At 70.7% G+C, this 18,948-nt stretch carries 16 protein-coding genes and 1 pseudogene; 8 read left to right on the top strand and 9 right to left on the bottom strand.

Translation table 11 applies throughout. From position 1 onward, the window contains the following. The first annotated feature begins 37 nt into the window (after positions 1 to 37). Together LNW72_RS34210 and LNW72_RS34215 are read left to right on the top strand one after the other, a co-directional pair. Positions 38 to 2,350, top strand: a complete 2,313-nt coding sequence (locus LNW72_RS34210) for a germacradienol/geosmin synthase (RefSeq protein WP_250978918.1) — start codon at positions 38 to 40, stop codon at positions 2,348 to 2,350. Positions 2,351 to 2,643: 293 nt separating this feature from the next. Next, positions 2,644 to 3,546 (top strand): oxidoreductase, encoded by a 903-nt coding sequence (locus LNW72_RS34215; protein WP_250978919.1) that lies wholly within the window; start codon positions 2,644 to 2,646, stop codon positions 3,544 to 3,546. Between the two features lie 73 nt (positions 3,547 to 3,619). Here LNW72_RS34215 and fusA read toward each other — a convergent pair whose 3' ends face one another. From fusA to LNW72_RS34230, 3 genes are all read right to left on the bottom strand, one after another. Further along, positions 3,620 to 5,734 (bottom strand): elongation factor G, encoded by a 2,115-nt coding sequence (gene fusA / locus LNW72_RS34220; protein ID WP_250978920.1) that lies wholly within the window; start codon positions 5,732 to 5,734, stop codon positions 3,620 to 3,622. 468 nt (positions 5,735 to 6,202) lie between these two features. Beyond that, positions 6,203 to 7,561: a hypothetical protein gene (locus tag LNW72_RS34225; protein WP_250978921.1), complete on the bottom strand. Its 1,359-nt coding sequence runs from the start codon at positions 7,559 to 7,561 to the stop codon at positions 6,203 to 6,205. Positions 7,562 to 7,641: 80 nt separating this feature from the next. Further along, on the bottom strand, positions 7,642 to 7,866 hold the full coding sequence (locus tag LNW72_RS34230) for a hypothetical protein (protein WP_187145353.1): 225 nt from the start codon (positions 7,864 to 7,866) through the stop codon (positions 7,642 to 7,644). Between the two features lie 167 nt (positions 7,867 to 8,033). On the opposite strand from LNW72_RS34230, the gene LNW72_RS34235 reads away from it, so the two are divergent. After that, positions 8,034 to 8,543 carry a DUF664 domain-containing protein gene (locus LNW72_RS34235; RefSeq protein ID WP_250978922.1) on the top strand — a complete coding sequence of 170 codons (510 nt, stop codon included), beginning with the start codon at positions 8,034 to 8,036 and terminating at the stop codon, positions 8,541 to 8,543. A 45-nt stretch (positions 8,544 to 8,588) separates the two neighbouring features. On the opposite strand, the gene LNW72_RS34240 is transcribed toward LNW72_RS34235, so the two are convergent. The 3 genes from LNW72_RS34240 to LNW72_RS34250 form a co-directional block, all read right to left on the bottom strand. After that, the gene (locus LNW72_RS34240) at positions 8,589 to 9,602 is read right to left on the bottom strand and encodes a hypothetical protein (RefSeq protein ID WP_250978923.1); all 1,014 of its coding nucleotides are present in this window, start codon (positions 9,600 to 9,602) and stop codon (positions 8,589 to 8,591) included. 74 nt (positions 9,603 to 9,676) lie between these two features. Continuing rightward, complete coding sequence (locus LNW72_RS34245) at positions 9,677 to 11,431, bottom strand: serine/threonine-protein kinase (protein WP_250978924.1); 1,755 nt, start codon at positions 11,429 to 11,431, stop codon at positions 9,677 to 9,679. Positions 11,432 to 11,774: 343 nt separating this feature from the next. Beyond that, positions 11,775 to 12,689 (bottom strand): hypothetical protein, encoded by a 915-nt coding sequence (locus LNW72_RS34250; protein ID WP_250978925.1) that lies wholly within the window; start codon positions 12,687 to 12,689, stop codon positions 11,775 to 11,777. 353 nt (positions 12,690 to 13,042) lie between these two features. On the opposite strand from LNW72_RS34250, the gene LNW72_RS34255 reads away from it, so the two are divergent. From LNW72_RS34255 to LNW72_RS34270, 4 genes are all read left to right on the top strand, one after another. Further along, positions 13,043 to 13,561, top strand: a complete 519-nt coding sequence (locus LNW72_RS34255; protein ID WP_250978926.1) for a hypothetical protein — start codon at positions 13,043 to 13,045, stop codon at positions 13,559 to 13,561. 83 nt (positions 13,562 to 13,644) lie between these two features. After that, complete coding sequence (locus tag LNW72_RS34260) at positions 13,645 to 14,490, top strand: DUF4097 family beta strand repeat-containing protein (protein ID WP_250978927.1); 846 nt, start codon at positions 13,645 to 13,647, stop codon at positions 14,488 to 14,490. A 100-nt stretch (positions 14,491 to 14,590) separates the two neighbouring features. After that, the gene (locus LNW72_RS34265; RefSeq protein WP_250978928.1) at positions 14,591 to 15,601 is read left to right on the top strand and encodes an ATP-binding cassette domain-containing protein; all 1,011 of its coding nucleotides are present in this window, start codon (positions 14,591 to 14,593) and stop codon (positions 15,599 to 15,601) included. Then, on the top strand, positions 15,598 to 16,389 hold the full coding sequence (locus LNW72_RS34270; RefSeq protein ID WP_250978929.1) for an ABC transporter permease: 792 nt from the start codon (positions 15,598 to 15,600) through the stop codon (positions 16,387 to 16,389). Before LNW72_RS34265 ends, LNW72_RS34270 begins: the two co-directional genes overlap by 4 nt. A 92-nt stretch (positions 16,390 to 16,481) precedes the next feature. Here LNW72_RS34270 and LNW72_RS34275 read toward each other — a convergent pair whose 3' ends face one another. Further along, positions 16,482 to 17,432: an alpha/beta fold hydrolase gene (locus LNW72_RS34275; protein WP_250978930.1), complete on the bottom strand. Its 951-nt coding sequence runs from the start codon at positions 17,430 to 17,432 to the stop codon at positions 16,482 to 16,484. A gap of 155 nt (positions 17,433 to 17,587) precedes the next feature. Between LNW72_RS34275 and LNW72_RS34280 the strand changes: the two genes are divergently transcribed. Beyond that, positions 17,588 to 18,133: a helix-turn-helix domain-containing protein gene (locus LNW72_RS34280; RefSeq protein WP_250978931.1), complete on the top strand. Its 546-nt coding sequence runs from the start codon at positions 17,588 to 17,590 to the stop codon at positions 18,131 to 18,133. Positions 18,134 to 18,135: 2 nt separating this feature from the next. On the opposite strand, the pseudogene LNW72_RS34285 reads toward LNW72_RS34280, so the two are convergent. Beyond that, positions 18,136 to 18,290: pseudogene (locus LNW72_RS34285) on the bottom strand (IS1182 family transposase); the annotation flags it as partial. A 154-nt stretch (positions 18,291 to 18,444) separates the two neighbouring features. Beyond that, the gene (locus LNW72_RS34290; RefSeq protein WP_250978932.1) at positions 18,445 to 18,897 is read right to left on the bottom strand and encodes a MarR family winged helix-turn-helix transcriptional regulator; all 453 of its coding nucleotides are present in this window, start codon (positions 18,895 to 18,897) and stop codon (positions 18,445 to 18,447) included. Between the last annotated feature and the right edge of the window lie 51 nt (positions 18,898 to 18,948).

Genomic DNA, 18,948 nt, shown 5'->3' on the forward strand with positions numbered 1-18,948 from the left:
CTGACCAACTGGCGCGCAAAATTGGAGGGGCGGCCCAGTGACTCAGCCGTTTGACCTGCCCGAGTTCTACATGCCGTACCCGGCCCGGCTCAACCCGCATCTGGAAGCGGCCCGTGAGCAGTCCAGGGTGTGGGCCCGGGGAATGGGCATGTTGGAGGGTTCAGGGATCTGGGAGCAGAAGGACCTCGACGCCCACGACTACGCCCTGCTGTGCTCGTACACCCACCCGGACTGTGACGCCGACGTGTTGTCGCTGGTCACCGACTGGTACGTGTGGGTGTTCTTCTTCGACGACCACTTCCTGGAGCTCTACAAACGGACACCGGACCGGGAGGGCGGCAAGGAGTATCTCGACCGGCTGCCGGCGTTCATGCCGATGGATCTGGCGGACGGCTTCCCGGAGCCGCAGAACCCGGTGGAGGCCGGGCTCGCCGATCTGTGGGCGCGCACCGTGCCGAGCATGTCGTACGCCTGGCGCGAGCGCTTCGCGGAGTCGACCCGCAACCTCCTCAACGAGTCCCTGTGGGAACTCGCCAACATCGACACGGGGCGGATCGCCAACCCCGTCGAGTACATCGAGATGCGGCGGAAGGTGGGCGGGGCGCCCTGGTCCGCAGGGATCATCGAGTTCGCGGCGAACGCCGAGCTCCCGGTCCCGGTCGCGGGGACCCGTCCGCTGCGCGTCCTCACCGACGCCTTCTCGGACGGCGTCCACCTGCGGAACGACCTCTTCTCATATCAGCGGGAGGTGGAGGAGGAGGGCGAACTCAGCAACGGCGTGCTGGTGTTGGAGACGTTCCTGGGCTGCACGACCCAGGAGGCCGCCGAGGCCGTCAACGACCTGCTCACCTCACGGCTGCAGCAGTTCGAGAACTCCGCGCTGACCGAAGTCCCCTTGCTCTGCGTCGAGAAGGGCCTGGATCCGGCGCAGTGCGCGGCCGTCGCCGCGTACGTGAAGGGGCTGCAGGACTGGCAGTCCGGCGGCCACGAGTGGCATCTGCGCTCCAGCCGCTATATGAACGAAGGCGCGGTCACCACCCCGAACGCCCTGTTCGGGGGAGCCGTCGGCCTGTCGGTCCTGGACATCAAGTCGCTTTTCGGCCGGCCTGCCAAGGCCCGGCTGCGGAGTCACAGCAACGTGCCGCGCCGGCATGTCGGCCCTTCTCAACTGCCGGACTTCGAGCTGCCGTTCACGTTGGCGGTCAGTCCCCACCTCGATCACGCGCGGAAGGAATCCATCGCCTGGGCCGGGCGGATGGGCCTGCTCGCCGACATCTGGGACGAGGACAAGCTCGCCGGCTACGACTTCGCCCTCTGCTCGGCCGGCCTCGATCCGGACGCCACGCGGGAGGAGCTGGAGCTCAGCGCGGAGTGGCTGACGTGGGGGACCTACGGCGACGACCTGTATCCGCTCGCCTTCGGCCGTACCCACGACCTCGCCGGCGCGAAACTGTGCACCGACCGTCTCAAGGCCTGTATGACCGTTGAGGAACCGGCCGTCGGTGCCGCCCTGGCGGTCACCCCGATGGAACGCGGCCTCGCGGACCTGTGGGGCCGCACCGTCGTGCCCATGGACATGGACCAGCGCCGGGCCTTTCAGCGCACCATCGAGGTCATGCTGGACAGCTGGCTGTGGGAACTCCACAACCAGCACCAGAACCGCATCCCCGACCCCATCGACTATCTGGAGATGCGCCGGTTCACCTTCGGCTCCGACCTCACCATGAGTCTGAGCCGGATGCGGCACGGCAAGAAGCTGCCGCCGGGCATCTATGAGAGCGGCACGCTGCGCGCGATCGAGAACGCGGTCTCCGACTACGGATTCCTGATCAACGACGTCTTCTCGTACCAGAAGGAGATCCAGTACGAGGGAGAGATCCACAACCTCATCCTCGTCGTCGAGAACTTCTTCGACTGCGACTATCCGACCGCACTGAAGATCGTCGCGGATCTGATGTCGTCCCGGCTCGCCCAGTTCCAGCACGCGATGGAGCACGAACTTCCGGTGCTCTACGACGACTTCGACCTGGACGCCGAGGGCCGGGCGACGATGGACGCGTACATGAAGGAACTGCAGGACTGGCTCGTCGGCATCCTCAACTGGCACCGGGGCGTACGCCGCTACTACGACGCCGACCTGCCGACCACCCTGCCTTACGGCGGCGTCCCGCACACACCCACGCCCCGGACCGCCCTCCCGTCCGAGCCCCTGGCACTCCCGTCCCTGCCCTCTCCGGAAGGGCACGTCTGGGCCGCCCCGGGTGGCCTGGGCACCTCAGCCGCCCGCGCCTTCTTCCCGTCGCCCGCGGAGCAGGCCCACGACCGCGGCGCCCGACGCGGCGCCGTCTGAGGCACCGTCAGAGGCGCAGTCTGAGACGCCGCACGGTTTCAGGGCCGCTCCTCGGCAGTGTCGAGGAGCGGCCCCGCGCGGTAGAGCGTCATGCCAGGCGCCGTCCCCGGCGGCAGCGTGCTGTCGCTGCCCATCCGAACTCTCAACCCGAATCCCCGGCCGCGGATTCCCGTTCCGGATGTGATGATCACCGCACCTCTCCCGGCTTCCCGGCTCGCTGGCCGGGACCTCATAATCCGATCTCCGCAGTGCTGCCGGGACCACCGGACGAAGATCGATGGAGAGGGCCGCCCTTGCCCGCACGGACGATCACCGCCGGGGCCGCAGGTACTTGGAAGCTCGGTGACCTGACGGTCAACCGGATCGGACTCGGCGCGATGCGCCTGACCGGGAGTGCCGCGTTCGACCTCGGGACGCCGAGCGACCGGGACCGGTCGATCACGGTGCTGCGCCGGGCGATCGAGCTCGGTGTGAACCACATCGACACCGCCGCGTTCTACTTCTCGTCGCTGCGCTCCGCCAATGAGCTGATCAATCGGGCGCTCGCCCCGTACCCGGACGATCTGGTCATCGTCACGAAGGTCGGTCCGAGCCGGGACGCGTCGGGCGCGTGGCTGCCCTGGCCCACGCCGGATCAGTTGCGGGGCCAGGTGGAGGAGAATCTGCGTCAGCTCGGACGGGACCACCTCGACGTGGTGAATCTGCGGATGAACGCACCCGGCCCGATCGCCGAGCACTTCGGGGCGCTGGCCGAGCTCCGCGACGCCGGTCTCATCCGTCATCTGGGCCTGTCGAACGTCCGCGCCGAACATCTCGCCGAGGCCCAGGCCGTCGCACCCGTCGTCTGCGTCCAGAACCGCTACGGCATCGACGCGCGGCGCCCGGGCGCCGACGAATTCCTGAACCTCTGCGGAGAGCAGGGGATCGCGTTCGTGCCGTTCTTCGCCATCGCCGGTGAAGGGCGCGAGTCGGGCGCGACCGGTGCGGAGAACGCCAAGGTACGTGTCATCGCCGACGCGCACGGCGGGTCGCCCGCGCAGGTCCGGCTGGCCTGGACGCTCCAGCAGGGTTCGCATGTGCTGGCCATTCCCGGTACCGGCAATCCGGACCACCTCACCGCCAATGTGGCCGCCGGCGCGCTGCGTCTCACGGAGCAGGAGATGACTCTCCTCAACGCGCCCGACGCCGGCGCGTAGCGGGTCCCGGTCCCGCGTGCCGGGAGCCGGCCCCGCTCGCGTGCGCGAGCGGGGCCGACCCTGAGCCACCTGCTCAGCGGGTGGCCACCGAGGCCGAGGCCGTGACCGAAGCCGGGGCCGGGGCGTAGCCGGTGGGCCGGGTGGTGAACGTCCCCCGGCCCTGGGTCCGGCTGCGCAGCCGGGTCGCGTAGCCGAACAGCTCGGCCAGCGGCACGGCCGCGGTGATCACCGCCGTGCCCGCCCGCGCGGCCGAGCCCGAGACCCGGCCGCGCCGTGCGGCCAGATCACCGAGTACCCCGCCCACGGCGTCGTCGGGCACGGTGACCGTGACCTCGACCACCGGCTCCAGCAGCACCATCGCGCTGGCGCGCAGTGCCTCCCGGAGCGCGAGCCGGCCGGCCGTACGGAACGCCATCTCCGAGGAGTCCTTGGGATGGGTGGCTCCGTCGGTCAGCGTGACCCGCAGTCCGGTGACCGGGTGACCGCCGAGGGGACCCTCGATCAGAGCGTCCCGGCAGCCGGCCTCCACCGCCCGGACGTACTCCTGCGGAACCCGTCCACCGACCACGGCCGACCGGAACACGAACTCCACCGCGCTGCCGCCGCCTTCCTCGCCGACGGCATCGGCGGCTTCCAGCGGATCCACGTCGAGGACGACATGGGCGAACTGGCCCGCGCCGCCGTCCTGCTTGACGTGCCGGTACAGCAGTCCGGTGACGCCGCGGGAGACCGTCTCCCGGTACGCCACCTGCGGACGGCCGACGCCGACCTCCAGACCGTGGGCGCGGCGGATCTTCTCCACCGCGACCTCCAGATGCAGCTCGCCCATGCCCGACAGGACCGTCTGACCCGTCTCGGTGTCGGTCCTGACCACCAGCGAGGGATCCTCCTCGACCAGCCGCACCAACGCCGACACCAACCGGTCCGTATCGGTGCTCCTCCGCGCCTCGACCGCTACGGAGACGACCGGATCGGCCGTCGTCGGCGGTTCGAGGACCAGCGGAGCCTCGGGTACGCACAGGGTGGCTCCGGCGCGGGCGGCCTTCGGCCCGATCACCGCGACGATGTCCCCGGCGACCGCCTGGTCCAGCTCCGCGTGCCGGTCCGCCTGCACCCGGAGGATCCGGCTGACCCGCTCGGAGCGCCGCGCGCCCACGTCCATCACCGTGTCTCCCTTCCGGATCGTTCCCGAGTACACCCGCAGATAGGTCAGCCGCCCGGTGGACGTCGACGTCACCTTGAACACCAGCGCCGCGAACGGCGCCGAAGGATCGGCGGCCCGCTCCTCCTCCGTGCCGCGCAGGGTGCCGCGCACCGCCGGAACGTCCAGCGGCGACGGCAGATAGGCCCCGACGGCGTCGAGCAGCGGCTCGATACCGCGGTTGCGGTAGGCCGCACCGCACAGCACCACAACGCCCTCACCGGTACGGGTCAGGTCGCGCAGCGCCGCGGCCAGCGTCGCCGCGGAGATCGTCGACTCGGTACAGAACTCCTCCAACGCGAGCGGGTGGAGTTCCGCCACCGCCTCCTCGAGCAACCGGCGGCGCCGGCGCGCCTCTTCGAGCAGGGCCTCGGGTACCGGGCCCTCCTCGAACGTGTCACCGTCGCCGGCCCAGACCAGCGCGCGCATGCGGAGCAGATCCACCACCCCGGTGAACCCGTCCTCCTTACCGATCGGCAGCTGGACCACCAGCGGAGCCGGATGCAGCCGCTCCCGGATCGACTCGACGGCCGCGTCGAGATCGGCGCCGACACGGTCCAGCTTGTTGACGAACGCGATCCGCGGTACGCCGTGCCGGTCGGCCTGCCGCCACACCGACTCGCTCTGCGGCTCGACCCCGGCGACGGCGTCGAACACGGCGACCGCGCCGTCGAGGACGCGGAGCGAACGCTCGACCTCGTCGGAGAAGTCCACATGGCCGGGCGTGTCGATCAGGTTGATCCGGTGTCCGTCCCACGCGCAACTCACCGCGGCGGCGAAGATGGTGATGCCACGGTCGCGCTCCTGGGAGTCGAAGTCGGTGACGGTCGTCCCGTCGTGCACCTCGCCCCGTTTGTGGGTGGCGCCGGTGAAGTACAGGATCCGTTCGGTGACGGTGGTCTTTCCGGCGTCGACGTGGGCGAGGATGCCCAGATTGCGGACGGCGGTCAGTGGATTGACGGGTTGACGATGCAGGTCGGTACGCACGGCCCATGGCCTTTCGGGGTGATCCTTGGAACGGGTCGGCGCGATTCCGGACGAAGACGGCCTGCGGCTGCGGCCAGGTCGGGCCGCACGTAACCCCCTGACGCGGCACACCGCATCGGGACGTACCCGCCCCGGCGGTTCACCACAGGGCGGGACGAGTGCGGGGTCGGCGCAGGGGTCAGGCGTTCGTCACGGACATCCAGTGGCAGCCGCGCAGCCGGCACTGGGGGCACGAAGACACCAGGATCACCTCGTACCGTGACTGGGGAACAACGACAGCGGTGCGGTAACGCACGACCGGTCTCCCCTCACTTGTCACGGTGCGCGCCGCGATGACGAAGACGTGGCGGCGCGCGATTCGTTGCGAGTGTAGTGAACCGGGGTGCGGATGGGGAACCGGATTTCGGAAGTGAGCGGCCCGGAGGCCTGGACCTGCCCGCTGTTCCTCGGCGAGACCGCCGACGAGGACTAGGCCGTCCGTCTGAGGGCGTCGAGGACCTGATCCGCCACCTCGGGGCGGTGCTCGCGCAGGTCCAGAGTGCCGCTGGAGTTGCTGACGGCGTTGGTCACGAGCAGCTTCATCACGGCCCAGAGCGGATCGGCCTGTCCCGTCAGGGTGAACCGCTGCCCGTCGGGACCGATCACCACGGCCGGGCTGACCCCGGCGAGAAGATTGGTGCGCTCCCAGTCGATGTCGTGCGCCCTCCCGTTCGGGCTGACGCGGACGACGACGTCCTTCGTACGGTGCAGCAGGGCCAGATAGTTCATCGGCACCGTCAGCTTGCGCCGGACGTCGAAGGGGGCGCCGCCGTCCTCGGGGCGGATGCGCAGGATCGTCTTCACCACCGGGCCGTCGCTCTGGAAGGTCGTCGTGCCCCGGATCTCGAGGAACCGGGCACGGGCCAGCCGCCCGCCTCTGCGCGCCCAGCCCTTGCCGACCTGGCCGAACGCTCCCGTCTCACCGGGGAGTTCGTCGACCACCCAGGTCGGCCCCTCGCCCGGCGGGGCCGGGCGGACCCGGTCCGCCACGGTGGCGCATGCCCGCTCGGCCAGCCCCGCTATGCGTGCCGCCACCGCGGGTTCGAGCCGCTGGAGAACGACCGTGTCGACGACCAGAGCGATCCCGCCGGCAGCGCGCGAGATCTGCATCTGTTCCATCAGGAGGTCGGGACGGCCGGTCAGATCGACGCTCCGGCCGTCGAGACCGAGCACCTTGCAGGTTCTGGCCCCGGACAGCAGGGCGCTGCGCGGCCAGTCGACGCCCCGCACCGTGCAGCTGTCCGGATCGACGTAGACGGCGAGGCGTCCCGCGGTGACGGCGGCCAGACACAGCGGTTGTACCCGTACGTCGTCGGTGGTCTCGAAGGAGTCGATTCCGTCACCGCGCACCAGGAGCTTCAGCCGGATCAGGGGCTTGACCTCGGTGGGGTCGACGTCGCCGACGTAGTGGACGAAGCTCGCCTCCGTGTCGGGGGTGTACGACACGAACGTCGCTTCCAGCACATCGGCCCTGGCCAACCGGCCCTGCCGGATGCTGTCATCGGCGCGCGGCGCCCACAGGGCGAACGCATCGTCCTCGTGGTGGCCCGCGTCCTTGACGAGGTCCCCGCGGGTGATCCGCGGGAAGTCCGCCCGCGCGAGACGCTTCGCCGAGAAGGGTACGGACAGGGCACCGAGCAGCCCCAGGCCGAGGGAAGCGGCCGACAACCTCCCGTCGACTCCGGGGCCGGCGGCGGCCACGGCGATGAGGAGGACCGCCGGCACCGAGAGATTGATGAAGAGGGCGAGAACGAAGTTTCCGACGTACCGACGGGCGTAACCCGGCATGGCCCCTCCTCCGTTGAACGTCTGCCCCTTGATACCACTGACGGGCGGACCTGCCACGGAGATGTCCCGTCGAACTGTGCCTAGGAGCGTGCCAGTTCACGCAGCGCCATGCGCGCCGCCGGCGCCCGTCCGGTATGTGCCTCCCAGTACGGATGCGTGGACACCTGGACGGACAGCCGGTGCAGACGGCGGCGCAGCGCCGTGGTCTGTGCGGCGGTGCTGCTACTGGTGCGGTCGGCGAGCTGGCCGTACACGGCGTACCACTCGCGCTGTGCTTGCAGGAGGTCGTGGGGGAAGGAGTACATCACCCGGTAATTCAAGCACGTGTTCGAATTGGAGCGCAGCGGCGACTCCGGTGATTTTTTCCGGACCGGCCCGGCCGGCGCCCCGCCGCCCGTGCTCCCGCCCACCCCGCCGGGTGGCGTGCACAATCGGAAGGGTCGGAACGTTGCCACTTTCTGAGGAGTCACGGATGAACAGCGCGGAGCTACTGGCCGATGCCTTCGGCCGAGTCCAGGAAACCGTCCACGGCGCCGTCGAAGGACTCAGCGCGGACGAGCTGTCCGTGCGGCTCGACGGGGAGGCCAACTCGATCGCCTGGCTGGTGTGGCATCTGACGCGCATTCAGGACGATCATGTCGCCGACCTGGCGGGCACCGAGGAGATCTGGACCGCCGAGGGCTGGTTCGACCGCTTCCAGCTGCCGTTCTCCACCGGAGCCACCGGTTACGGCCAGCGTGCCGACGACGTGGCCGCCGTCCGTGTGGACACCCCGGCGCTGCTCCTGGGCTACTACGACGCCGTTCACGAGCACACCGTCGGCTACGTGCGAGGGCTCGGTGACGCCGACCTCGACCGCGTCGTGGACGAGGCCTGGACCCCGGCGGTGACGCAGGGCGTACGCCTCGTGAGCGTCATCTCCGACGACCTGCAGCACGCGGGGCAGGCGGCCTTCATCCGTGGCGTGCTGCGGCGGCGCTGACCTGCCGGGCCGCCGTGTCCGCCCGGTCCGTCCCCCAGAGGTGAGTCAGCTTTTGGCGTCGGCGACCTTGGCGAACCAGCTCTCGGTCTCCGCCGCGTCCAGCACGCCTTCCAGCACGAGCTCGCCGGGCATGCCGGGGAAGAAGCGGCCGGCGGGCCACCCCCGTGAGTACGGCGGCGGGTCGAGCACCAGGAGCCGCACGCCGTCCACGACCGGGACGTCGGACGGCGTGCCCTCGTTCCAGATCCATGTCCCGTCGGGTGCGGCCAGGTTGAACGCACCGGTCGTGGGCACCTGGCCCGGGGCGTTCCGGCACACGGCGACGGCCTCGGGGGCGGGCGCCTCGCCGGGGACGTGCCCGGCGCCGACCAGTTCGGCGGCCAGCAGGGTGTGGAGCTGGAAGTTGTCGCCGAGCCCGCTCATCCGCATCCGGTAGCCGGACCGGCTCTCGCGGTGCAGGACCACCAGCGGCTCGTCGTCGAGGACGAGCAGCGCGTAGATGAGGCACTTCAGCTCGTCGCCGCTCGCCTCGGCGAGGCGGCGGGCGGCCGCGACCAACTCCTGACGTCCGTCCACCTGGGCCCGTACCGCCCGGTGGTTGAGCACGGCGACCGTGGCCATCTCCCACTGCGGCAGCGACCACCACGCCTGGGCGGCGTCCGCGCCGACCCGGTCGACCACCGCGGCGTCCGGGCCGCTCCCGTCGGATTGCGGCAGGTCGCCGCCACCGGTGGCGGCCCACCGCTCGACGAACTCCGCCGCGCCGGCGAGTGCCTTCCCCAGCTCCGTGAGGACCGCCGGAGCGCACCCGGCGGGATCGGCGCCGCGCTCCACACAGGCACCCACGACGACCGCGATCACCGAACGGGTGCCGGCCGGCACGTCGGGCAGGAGCGCGGCGAGCCGCGGTGCGGCCGCGGCGAGTTCGGCGTCGTCCGCCCGCTGGAAGGACTGCCGCAGCTTCCCGAAGGACTTCTCCGACGCCCGGGAGTCCTGTGCGCGCACCGCGGCCTCGAAGGCGGCGACGGCGGCGGTGAAAGTGGCTCGTGCGAATATCACTCGCGCACCCTACCGGCCCGGTCGGACCGTACGACCGGGCCGGTGGGGGAGCGGGGGCGGGGCTCGGCGGGGGCTCAGCAGTGGTAGGCGGGGCCCTTCTGCTTGGTGAGGTTGTCGTTGGACATCCAGCCCGCGGTCTTGGTGCCGTCGATCCGCACGTACGTCCAGGTGTGGCCGTACGCGTTGAGGATGAAGCAGTGGTAGAAGACCTTCGCTCCCGACGTGACCGCCGCGACGTCCGGACATACCGCGTACGGGCCGGTCGTGAGGTGGAAGCTGCCGGTCATGTAGCCGTAGGTGCCGGGATGCGGGTCCTGGTGGGTCCATCCGGTGCAGCTCTTCGACACCGCGCTCGCCGACGTGGTGGGGGCCGCCGGCGACGACGGTGCGCCGCCGGCCTTGCTGCCGGAGGCGGACGGGCTGCCGGCGTCACCCGGGCTCGCGCCGCCGGACTGCTTCGCGGGCTTTCCGGACGTGCGAGGGGAGGACACGGACGCTCCCGGGGACTTCGAGCCGGCCTTCTTGCCGGTCTTCCCACCGGCCTTCTCGCCCGCGATGTTGGCTTCGCCTTGCGGGGTGCCGCTGGAGCCGGCGGCGTGGTTCTTCGACCCGCCACCGCCGCCCGAATCACCCGTTCCCACCAGGGCGTACGCCAGTCCGCCGCCGGCCAGGACGACGGCGGCGGCCGCCGCCGCGACGGTGACCCGGCCGCGGTTGCGACGGCGCGAGGGGAGCGGCTCGGTGCGCCGTTCCCTGCCACCGGCGGGGGAGACGAGAGGGCCGCCCGAGCCGCCCAGGCCGGCGGACGGCCGATAACCGGCGACTCCGGGCTGCGGCGCCGCCTCCGCGGGAGAGGCGGCGGGCGCGACCGGCCGGCCGGCGGTCGCGTCAGCTGATCCCGCGCCCGCCGGAGGCACCGGCCGGCGCAGCGGAGCAACTCCGGCCACGGAAGCGGGCAGCACACTCGTGCCGCTGCCGGCGGCGACCGCCTCCAGCATCCGGCGCGCCTGATCGGCGGACGGGCGGTCCGCCGGTTCCTTGGCCATCAGTGCGAGGAGTACCGGCGCCAGCGGACCGGACTGCCGGGGTTCCGGCAGCGGGTCCCCGACGATCGCGTTGAGCGTGGACCAGACGGAGGTCCGGCGGAACGCCGACCCACCCTCCACCGCCGCGTAGAGCGTCATGCCGAGCGCCCAGATGTCCGAGGCGGGGCCGGGCTCCTGGCCCTTGGCGCGCTCCGGCGCCAGGAAGTCGAGCGAACCGACGATGACCCCGTCCTGGGTCAGCTTGGTCAGCGCGCCCTCGTCGGGGGCTTCCACGCTCGCGATGCCGAAGTCGGTGAGCACCACCCGCCCGCTGCGGTCGAGGAGCACATTGCCGGGCTTGACGTCCCGGTGCAGCACCCCGGCCCGGTGCGCCGCGTCGAGCGCGTCCATCACCTTGGCGCCGATCGCGGCGGCCTCGCGGGGATCCATCGCGCCGTTCTCCGCCAGCACGCCGTCGAGCGAGGGACCCTCGATCAACTCCATGACGATGACCGGCAGGCCCTGCTCCTCGGTCACGTCGTGCACGGTGATGACACCGCTGTGACGGATACGGGCGGCGGCCCGCGCCTCGCGCTGCATCCGGGCCCGGAGATCGGCCAGTTCGGGTCCTGACGCGTCGTTGTACGCGCGCAGGACCTTGACCGCGACCTCCCGGCCCAGCACCTCGTCCACCGCGCGGCAGACGACGCCCATGCCGCCCCGGCCCAACTGCGCCGTCACCCGGTAACGCCCGGCTATGACCGTACCGACCAGCTCGCCGCCGCTCGTGTCCCCCGTCGTCACCCTTGCTCCGTCCCATCCTGGTTCAATTCCGTCGCGCGTCGTCCGGCGGTCTTCCGGTTGTTCTCCGGCGGTCTTCCGCATCCGCGACGTGGCGGGCTCCAGCGTAGGGGGTGAGGTCAGGGGCGGTGGCCGCCGGGTCGTCGGCAGCGCATCCGGCCTGCAGCCGCCCTCAGGTCCGCTGGTGCCGGCACCGTCAACGGTACGTCGGAGATAATAACAAGCCCTGTGGTTTCTCTGTTGTCGTCGAGGAAAAGACAGAACAGGCAGCAGGGGGAGAGGGACTCACGGTCGCGCCCAGGAGGATCCTCAGCGCAGAACCGCGGCGCGGAACTACAGCGCGGAACTACAGCTGTGATGCGACGTGTTGGTCCTCGGCGGCCCGGCGCAGCTGTTCCATCTTCGGGGGCAGGAGCCGTCCCAGTTCCTCGTACCGGGACCGCCCCGCGCGGTAGGAGGTGATCAGTCCGTTCTCTTCCAGCGGCATCCCGGCCGGCCGCAGGGTGGCCCGGCCGTCGTCGTCCAGGGTGCCCGCGTGGTTCATGCGGAGGCTGACCCATAGGCGAGTGGTGCCGTGCGCGTGGCTCATCAGATCGGCGCGCAGTGGCAGCCACCGGTCGAGTGCCGCCCGGCTCAGGTCCGACAGCGGCAGCCACTCGCTCTCGGTCGCGACGCCGGTGCCGTGCTGCGGTTGCCGCCGCGAGTGGATTCCGGTGTGCGGGCGGGTCTGGTCGCCGGTGAGATGCGTGACGCGCTGCCCGGCCAGTTCGCCGGACCGCGACCGGGTGTCGAGCAGCAGGGCGAGTACGGCGGTCAGCCGGATCCGGCCGGGGGAGAGGTGGCCGGCGAGGTCGCGGTCGAGCTGCCGCCGCAGCGCGGCCAGCTGACCTGACTCGGGGGTGGGCCGCAGGATGGGGGTGCCGCCGCCGAGCGGCAGCCGTGGCAGGCCCAGTGCCTGCCGGGCGAGGTTCAGACAGTCGTAGCGGGCCTGGTTGGTGGGCGGGGAGGTCGGCGGGCGCCGTCCGCCCAGAAGCCGGTGGCGCAGCGCGCCGGACTCGGCGAGGCGCAGGTAGCTGTCGAGCGTCCCGGTCTCCAGCAGCCGTCGCAGGCTGCGCCGGGCCGCCACCGGCAGCGCGTCCCGGGCCAGTGCCGCCGCGAGTTCCCGCTGCACCATGCCCAGTTGGCGCCGGCGAGCTTCTCCTATGCCGGGCAGTGAGGCGAGCAGCGTGTCGAGTGCGGTGAGGGAGGGGTAACCGGGCACTCGTCGATTGTCGCGCACCGATGTCGGTGGCGGATCCCGTCCGGGTCCGCCTTCCGCTGTCGTGCGCACGTGAGTAGGGTCCTCGGCCGTCCTGCGTAGACGTCCTGGGCACTGACGTCCGGGCCGACGAGGCGCCGGAATGGGGCCACGACGCCGGCCCGGGTGGTTCACCGCTGGGTGATGGCGCCGCTTGGCGCCACCCGGTGACAACCTGGCGCCATAAGCCCTCGCCGCCTCTCATACGCCATTGACCTGCAACGACGTACCCGTCTGACGCTTCTGGGTCATGCCTCGCGCCACGGGTGACGCCAATGTGCTTGCCCATGGCGCCATAGTGGTGCCACTATTGCGTCATGGACCTCACGCCGTACGTCGAAACGCTCCGCAGGGAACTGGCGGTGGCCGCCGAAGCCGGGGGTGACGAAGCCCGCGAGCTCGCCGAGCGGCTGACCGCGCCGCTGGAGTCGGCCACCCGCCTGACCATGCTCAATGTGCTGTCCGCCGCCATGGCCGAGGTCACCCGTGAACTCGCCCCCGGCTCGGTCGACGTACGACTGCGTGGTCTCGACCCAGACTTCGTGGTGGTGCTGCCGCAACACGAGGACCGGAACGAACCCCTCGACGCACCGGCGCCCGCACCGGCCCCGGTGCCCGCCGAAACGGACGAGGGCGGCACGGCACGTGTCAATCTGCGCCTGCCCGCCCACCTCAAGAACCGCGCCGAGGACGCCGCGGCGCGGGAGGGCCTCTCGGTCAACGCATGGCTCGTACGTGTCGTGTCGGCCGCGGTCGACACGGGCGACGCCGCCACCCCCCGTACCCCCGGGAAGACCAGGACCGTCGGCCAGAGCTTCACGGGCTGGGTGCACTGACCGAACCCGCACGCCTACCCGCACGAGTATCCGCACGCATACCCGCACGAAAACCCAAGACGACCCAAGAGGACGGGACAGCCATGCCTGCTTTCGACACTCCCCAGCCGATCTCGGTCAACGCCCGCGTGGACGCGGGATCCATCCAGTTCACCGCGGCCGACCGCGCCGACACCGTCGTGGACGTGACGCCCCGCGACCCGAAGAAGGACAAGGACGTGCGGGCCGCCGAGCAGACCGAGGTCACCTACTCGGGCGGCGTCCTGACCATCAGGACTCCCAAGACGCGCTATCTCGTCGGGGCCACCGGCGCCGTCGACGTGACGGTCGAGCTGCCCACGGGCTCGCGCGTCGACATGACCGGCTCCTGGACCCAGGTGCTGGGCGAGGGCCGGCTCGGCGAGGTCCGGGTGAAGACGTCGTCCGGTGACGTCCGCCTCGACACGACCGGGCCGCTGCACCTGACCGCGTCCCACGGGTCCATCACCGTGGACCACGTCGAGGGCTCCGCCGAGGTCACCACCAGTTCCGGCAGCCTGCGCGTCGGCACCGTCAGCGGCACGGCCGTCCTGAAGAACTCGCACGGCACCACGACCGTCGGCACCGCGACCGGCGACCTGCGGGTCAGCGGCTCCAATGGTGACATCACCATCGAGCGCGCCGAGGGCTCGGTCGCCGCCACCACCGCGAACGGCACCCTGCGCGTCGCCGAAGTCGCGCGCGGGAACGTTCAGTTGGAGACCAACTACGGCGCCATCGACATCGGCATCCGTGAGGGCACCGCCGCCTGGCTCGACGTCAGCTCCGGCCGCGGGCAGGTACGGAACGCGCTCGACGCCTCCGAGCCCCCGGAGAAGACCGAGGACACCGTCGAGGTCCGCGCCCGGACCCGCTGGGGCAACATCGACGTCCGTCGCGCCCGCGCCTGAGAGCCCGGCCCACACTCCCTTTGAGTCGCTCCCTTCCAGTCACTCCATTGCAGTCGCCCCATCCAGTCGCTCCGCTCCAGCCTTCGATCGGGAGAGGCCCATGCCTTCATCTGTCATGCCCATGCCCAGCAGTGGTGACGGTCAGGAGCCGTCCGCCGCCGTCTCCGCCGTCGGCCTGCGCAAGTCCTACGGCGACAAGCTCGTCCTCGACGGGATCGACCTGCGCATCCCGGCCGGCACCGTCTTCGCGCTGCTCGGCCCGAACGGAGCCGGCAAGACCACCGCCGTCAAGATCCTCTCCACGCTCATCACCGCCGACGGTGGACAGGCCCAGGTCGCGGGCCACGACCTGGCCGCCGACCCACAGGCGGTGCGGGCCGCGATCGGTGTCACCGGGCAGTTCTCCGCGGTCGACGGCCTGATCACCGGCGAGGAGAACATGCTCCTCATGGCCGACCTGCACCACCTGCCGAAGCAGGAGGGACGGAAGGTCGCCGCCGAACTCCTGCAGCGCTTCGATCTCGTCGAGGCCGCGAAGAAGCCCGCCTCCACCTACTCGGGCGGCATGAAGCGGCGCCTCGACATCGCCATGACGCTGGTCGGCAATCCGCGGATCATCTTCCTCGACGAGCCGACCACCGGCCTCGACCCGCGGAGCCGCCACAACATGTGGGGGATCATCCGCGAGCTGGTCTCCGACGGCGTCACCGTCTTCCTCACCACCCAGTACCTGGACGAGGCCGACGAACTCGCCGACCGTATCGCCGTGCTCAACGACGGGAAGATCGCCGCCGAAGGCACCGCGGAGGAACTGAAGCGGCTCATCCCCGGCGGCCATGTGCGGCTGCGGTTCACCGACCCGGCCGCGTACCGGGCCGCCGCCGTCGCGCTGCGCGAGGTCACCCGGGACGACGAGGCGCTGGCGCTGCAGATCCTCTGCGACGGCAGCCAGCGCGAGCTGCGCGCCATCCTCGACTGGCTGGACGCCGCCGAGATCGAGGCGGACGAGCTGACGGTGCACACCCCCGACCTCGACGACGTCTTCTTCGCGCTGACCGGCGGAAGCACCGTCCCCAACCAGCCCAACCAGTCCAAGGAGACCGTCCGATGAGCGCCTTCGCCCTCGCCGTCCGCGACTCGAACACGATGCTGCGCCGCAATCTCCTGCACGCCCGGCGCTACCCGTCCCTCACCCTGAACCTGCTGCTCACGCCGATCATGTTGCTGCTGCTCTTCGTCTACATCTTCGGCGACGTGATGAGTGCTGGGATCGGTGGCGGCGGTGCCGACCGCTCCGACTACATCGCCTATATCGTTCCGGGCATCCTGCTGATGACGATCGGCGGCACCGTGGTCGGGACCGCGGTGTCGGTCTCCAACGACATGACCGAGGGCATCATCGCCCGCTTCCGGACGATGGCGATCCACCGCGGCTCGGTGCTCGTCGGGCACGTCGTCGGCAGTGTGCTGCAGTCGGTGATGAGCGTAGTGCTCGTCGGCGCGGTCGCCGTGGCCATCGGTTTCCGGTCCACGGACGCCACCGTCCTGGAGTGGCTGGCGGCGTTCGGGCTGCTCGTGCTCTTCGCCATGGCACTCACCTGGATCGCGGTCGGCATGGGTCTGATCAGTCCGAACGCTGAGGCAGCCAGCAACAACGCGCTGCCGATGATCCTGCTGCCCCTCTTCTCCAGCGCCTTCATCCCGATCGACACCATGCCGGGCTGGTTCCGGCCGATCGCCGAGTACCAGCCCTTCACCCCGGCCATCGAGACCCTGCGCGGCCTGCTGCTCGGCACCGGGATCGGCAACAACGGATGGCTCACCGTCGCCTGGAGCCTGGGCCTGACCGTGCTCGGATACTTCTGGTCGACCTCGAAGTTCAACCAGGACCCGAAGTAACCGCCATGACAGTGCGGGCCACCTCCCGCAACTCCTTCAGCCCCTGGGCGGCGTACTCCGACCCCGCGTCGGCGTGCGCCGCCCGGTCGTTTCTACGCTCCGCTGTCCGTCGTGGCGTCGAGGAGATCGTGGAGGGCCCGCAGTACGGCGTCAGGGTGCGTGACATGGGCGTACTGGTGTGACGCGCCGTCGATGACGCGGTGCTCGCCGCGCGGAACGGATCCCGCCAGCGCCGCATGGAGGGCGTGCACGCCGTCGTGTGCCTCGCGCTGGAGCTCGTCGGACATAAAGCGGGCCCAGTACGGGTTGCTGCCCGTGGTGGTGAGTACGGTCAGCGGAACGTCGGGCAGCGGTCCGCCGTGCCGGAGCTCGTCGTAGACCTCGTCCTCGAAGTTGAGCGTCTCGCGGATGCCGGTCCGCCAGGTGGTGAGGTGGTGCTCGATGAGCACCTCGCGCAGCGGATCCGGCCATTGCGCGTAGAGCTGCGTGTACTGGCCGCGGGCGGAGCGGATCTGTTCCTCCGTCAGTTCCGGCAGCTGCTCCGGGTCCGGCTTCATCCGGTCGTTCATCTCGGCCACCTGCCGCGGCAGGTAAGAGAGCATGTCCTCGTGGCCGGGGTCGAGCAGGAGCAGGCCGGCCACCTCGTCGGGGAAGCGCTGGGCGTAGCGGCGTGCGTACATCGCTCCCAGGGAGTGGCCGGCCAGCAGGTAGGGCGCGGGGACGCCGGCGGCGCGCAGGAGGTGCCGGAGTTCGTCGGTCACGTCGGTAGGGGTCCGGGGGAGCTCGGCGTCCTCGCTCCAGCCGGTTCCGGCGCGGTCGTAGAGCACGCTCGTGGTGCGTTCCGCCGCGCCCTGCTGGATGTTCAGGAAGTCCAGGCCCACCAGTCCTGCGCCGGGCAGGAGCACCACGCTCGGGCCGCCCGTGCCCGAGCGGTGCAGCGCCAGCCGCCGCCCGTCCACGTCATGGAAGCGTCCCAGCGGCGGCCCGGACGGCGCCGCGTCGGCGGTGGTCCCGGGGTGAACTTCGGGTGAGGGACGGTGCATCGCTGCTCCTTCGGCGTCTGGGCATGCCGGACCGTCCCGGGTCGACAGAGGCCGACGGAGGCCGACAGATGCCGACTGAGGCAGGCAGGAGCCGACCCGGGCCCGTCCTACGTTCTCAACATTGCGAACGGTATCGCATATGAGATCATGCCACCGTGGACACGTTGGAACTCCTCGTACATCCGGTGCGGCTGCGCATCGTGCACGCCCTGTCCGGCGGACAGGCCCTCACCACCAGCCAGTTGTGCGCCCGCCTGACCGACGCCTCGAAGGCCACCGTGTACCGGCACGTCGCCCTGCTCGCCGACGGCGGAGTGCTGGAGGTGGACGGTGAGCAGCGGGTGCGCGGCGCCGTGGAACGCACGTACCGGTTGCACCGGGAGCGGGCGGTGATCGGCGCCGACGCGGCCGCGTCGGTCTCGGTGGACGACCACCGCCGGGCGTTCGCCGTCGCGATGGCCACTCTGATCGCCGAGTTCAACGCCTACCTCGACCGGGACGACGCCGACCCCACCGCCGACTCGGTGGGCTACCGGCAGCACGCGCTGTGGCTCAGCCAGGACGAACTCGCCGAGATGATCGGCGGAATGCGCGCCGCGATCGTGGCCCAGCTGGGCCACGAGCCGTCACCGGACCGGACGCAACATCTGCTCTCCCCGATCCTGTTCCCGATCGGGGAACCACCTGCACCGGAAGGCTAGGCGCCGTTGTGGCAGGTGATGATCTGTCTGAGGACGGTTCGGCGATGGCCTTGGGGCGGCAGTAGGCGGCCTTGCCTGGTGTGGTCCGCAGTTTGCGGGCCGTCCGTTCCTTGAGGGCGGCGTTCGCCGGGATGCGTCCGCGTGGTGCGGGTCGAACGCCCGGAACCGCTTGTCCGCCACCGCCCCACGGCCCTGCGACCGACTCTTTCGGCCGGCTCGACCCCGAACAACCGTCCCCACTGCGCTGACCACCATCCCCCCGCACGAATGATCACGAAACACGGGCGGGTAGCCCATTGCTGGGACAGGCCCTAGCCGGCAGGCATTCCCGCCGAGGCGTCCTCCAGCGTCCTGCGCAGCAGGGCGACGGTGGATGCCAACCGCTCCAGCGAGCCGGCCGTCAGCGGCTCGGCGAGCCAGAAGCGCAGCCCGTCCTCGAAAGTGGGCGTGGCAGCGGCCAGCAGCGTGCCGCCATCGGGGGTCAGTTCCAGCAGGGACGAGCGGCGGTTGCTGGGATTGGGTCGCCGGACCACCCAGCCGGCGGCCTCCAAGCGGTCCACCGCCTTGCTGGTTGCCCCGACGGTGATGGCGGCCTCCTCGGCCAGGTCGTTGACCCGGCAGGCGTCCCGAGCGTCGATGATGCGCAGGAACTCGAACTGGCCCATCGTCAGACCGTGCTCGGCGCGCAGTCGTTCGCCCAGCGCGTTGTAGAGCCTGGTCTCGTAGCGGACGAGGTCCATGAACACCTGTGAGAGGTCGGTCACACTCTGCTCCAGATTCGCGGGAATGATATTCCTAGGAATATAGTTCCTAGT

The organism is Streptomyces sp. RKAG293, assembly GCF_023701745.1.
In the GTDB taxonomy this organism is placed as follows: domain Bacteria; phylum Actinomycetota; class Actinomycetes; order Streptomycetales; family Streptomycetaceae; genus Actinacidiphila.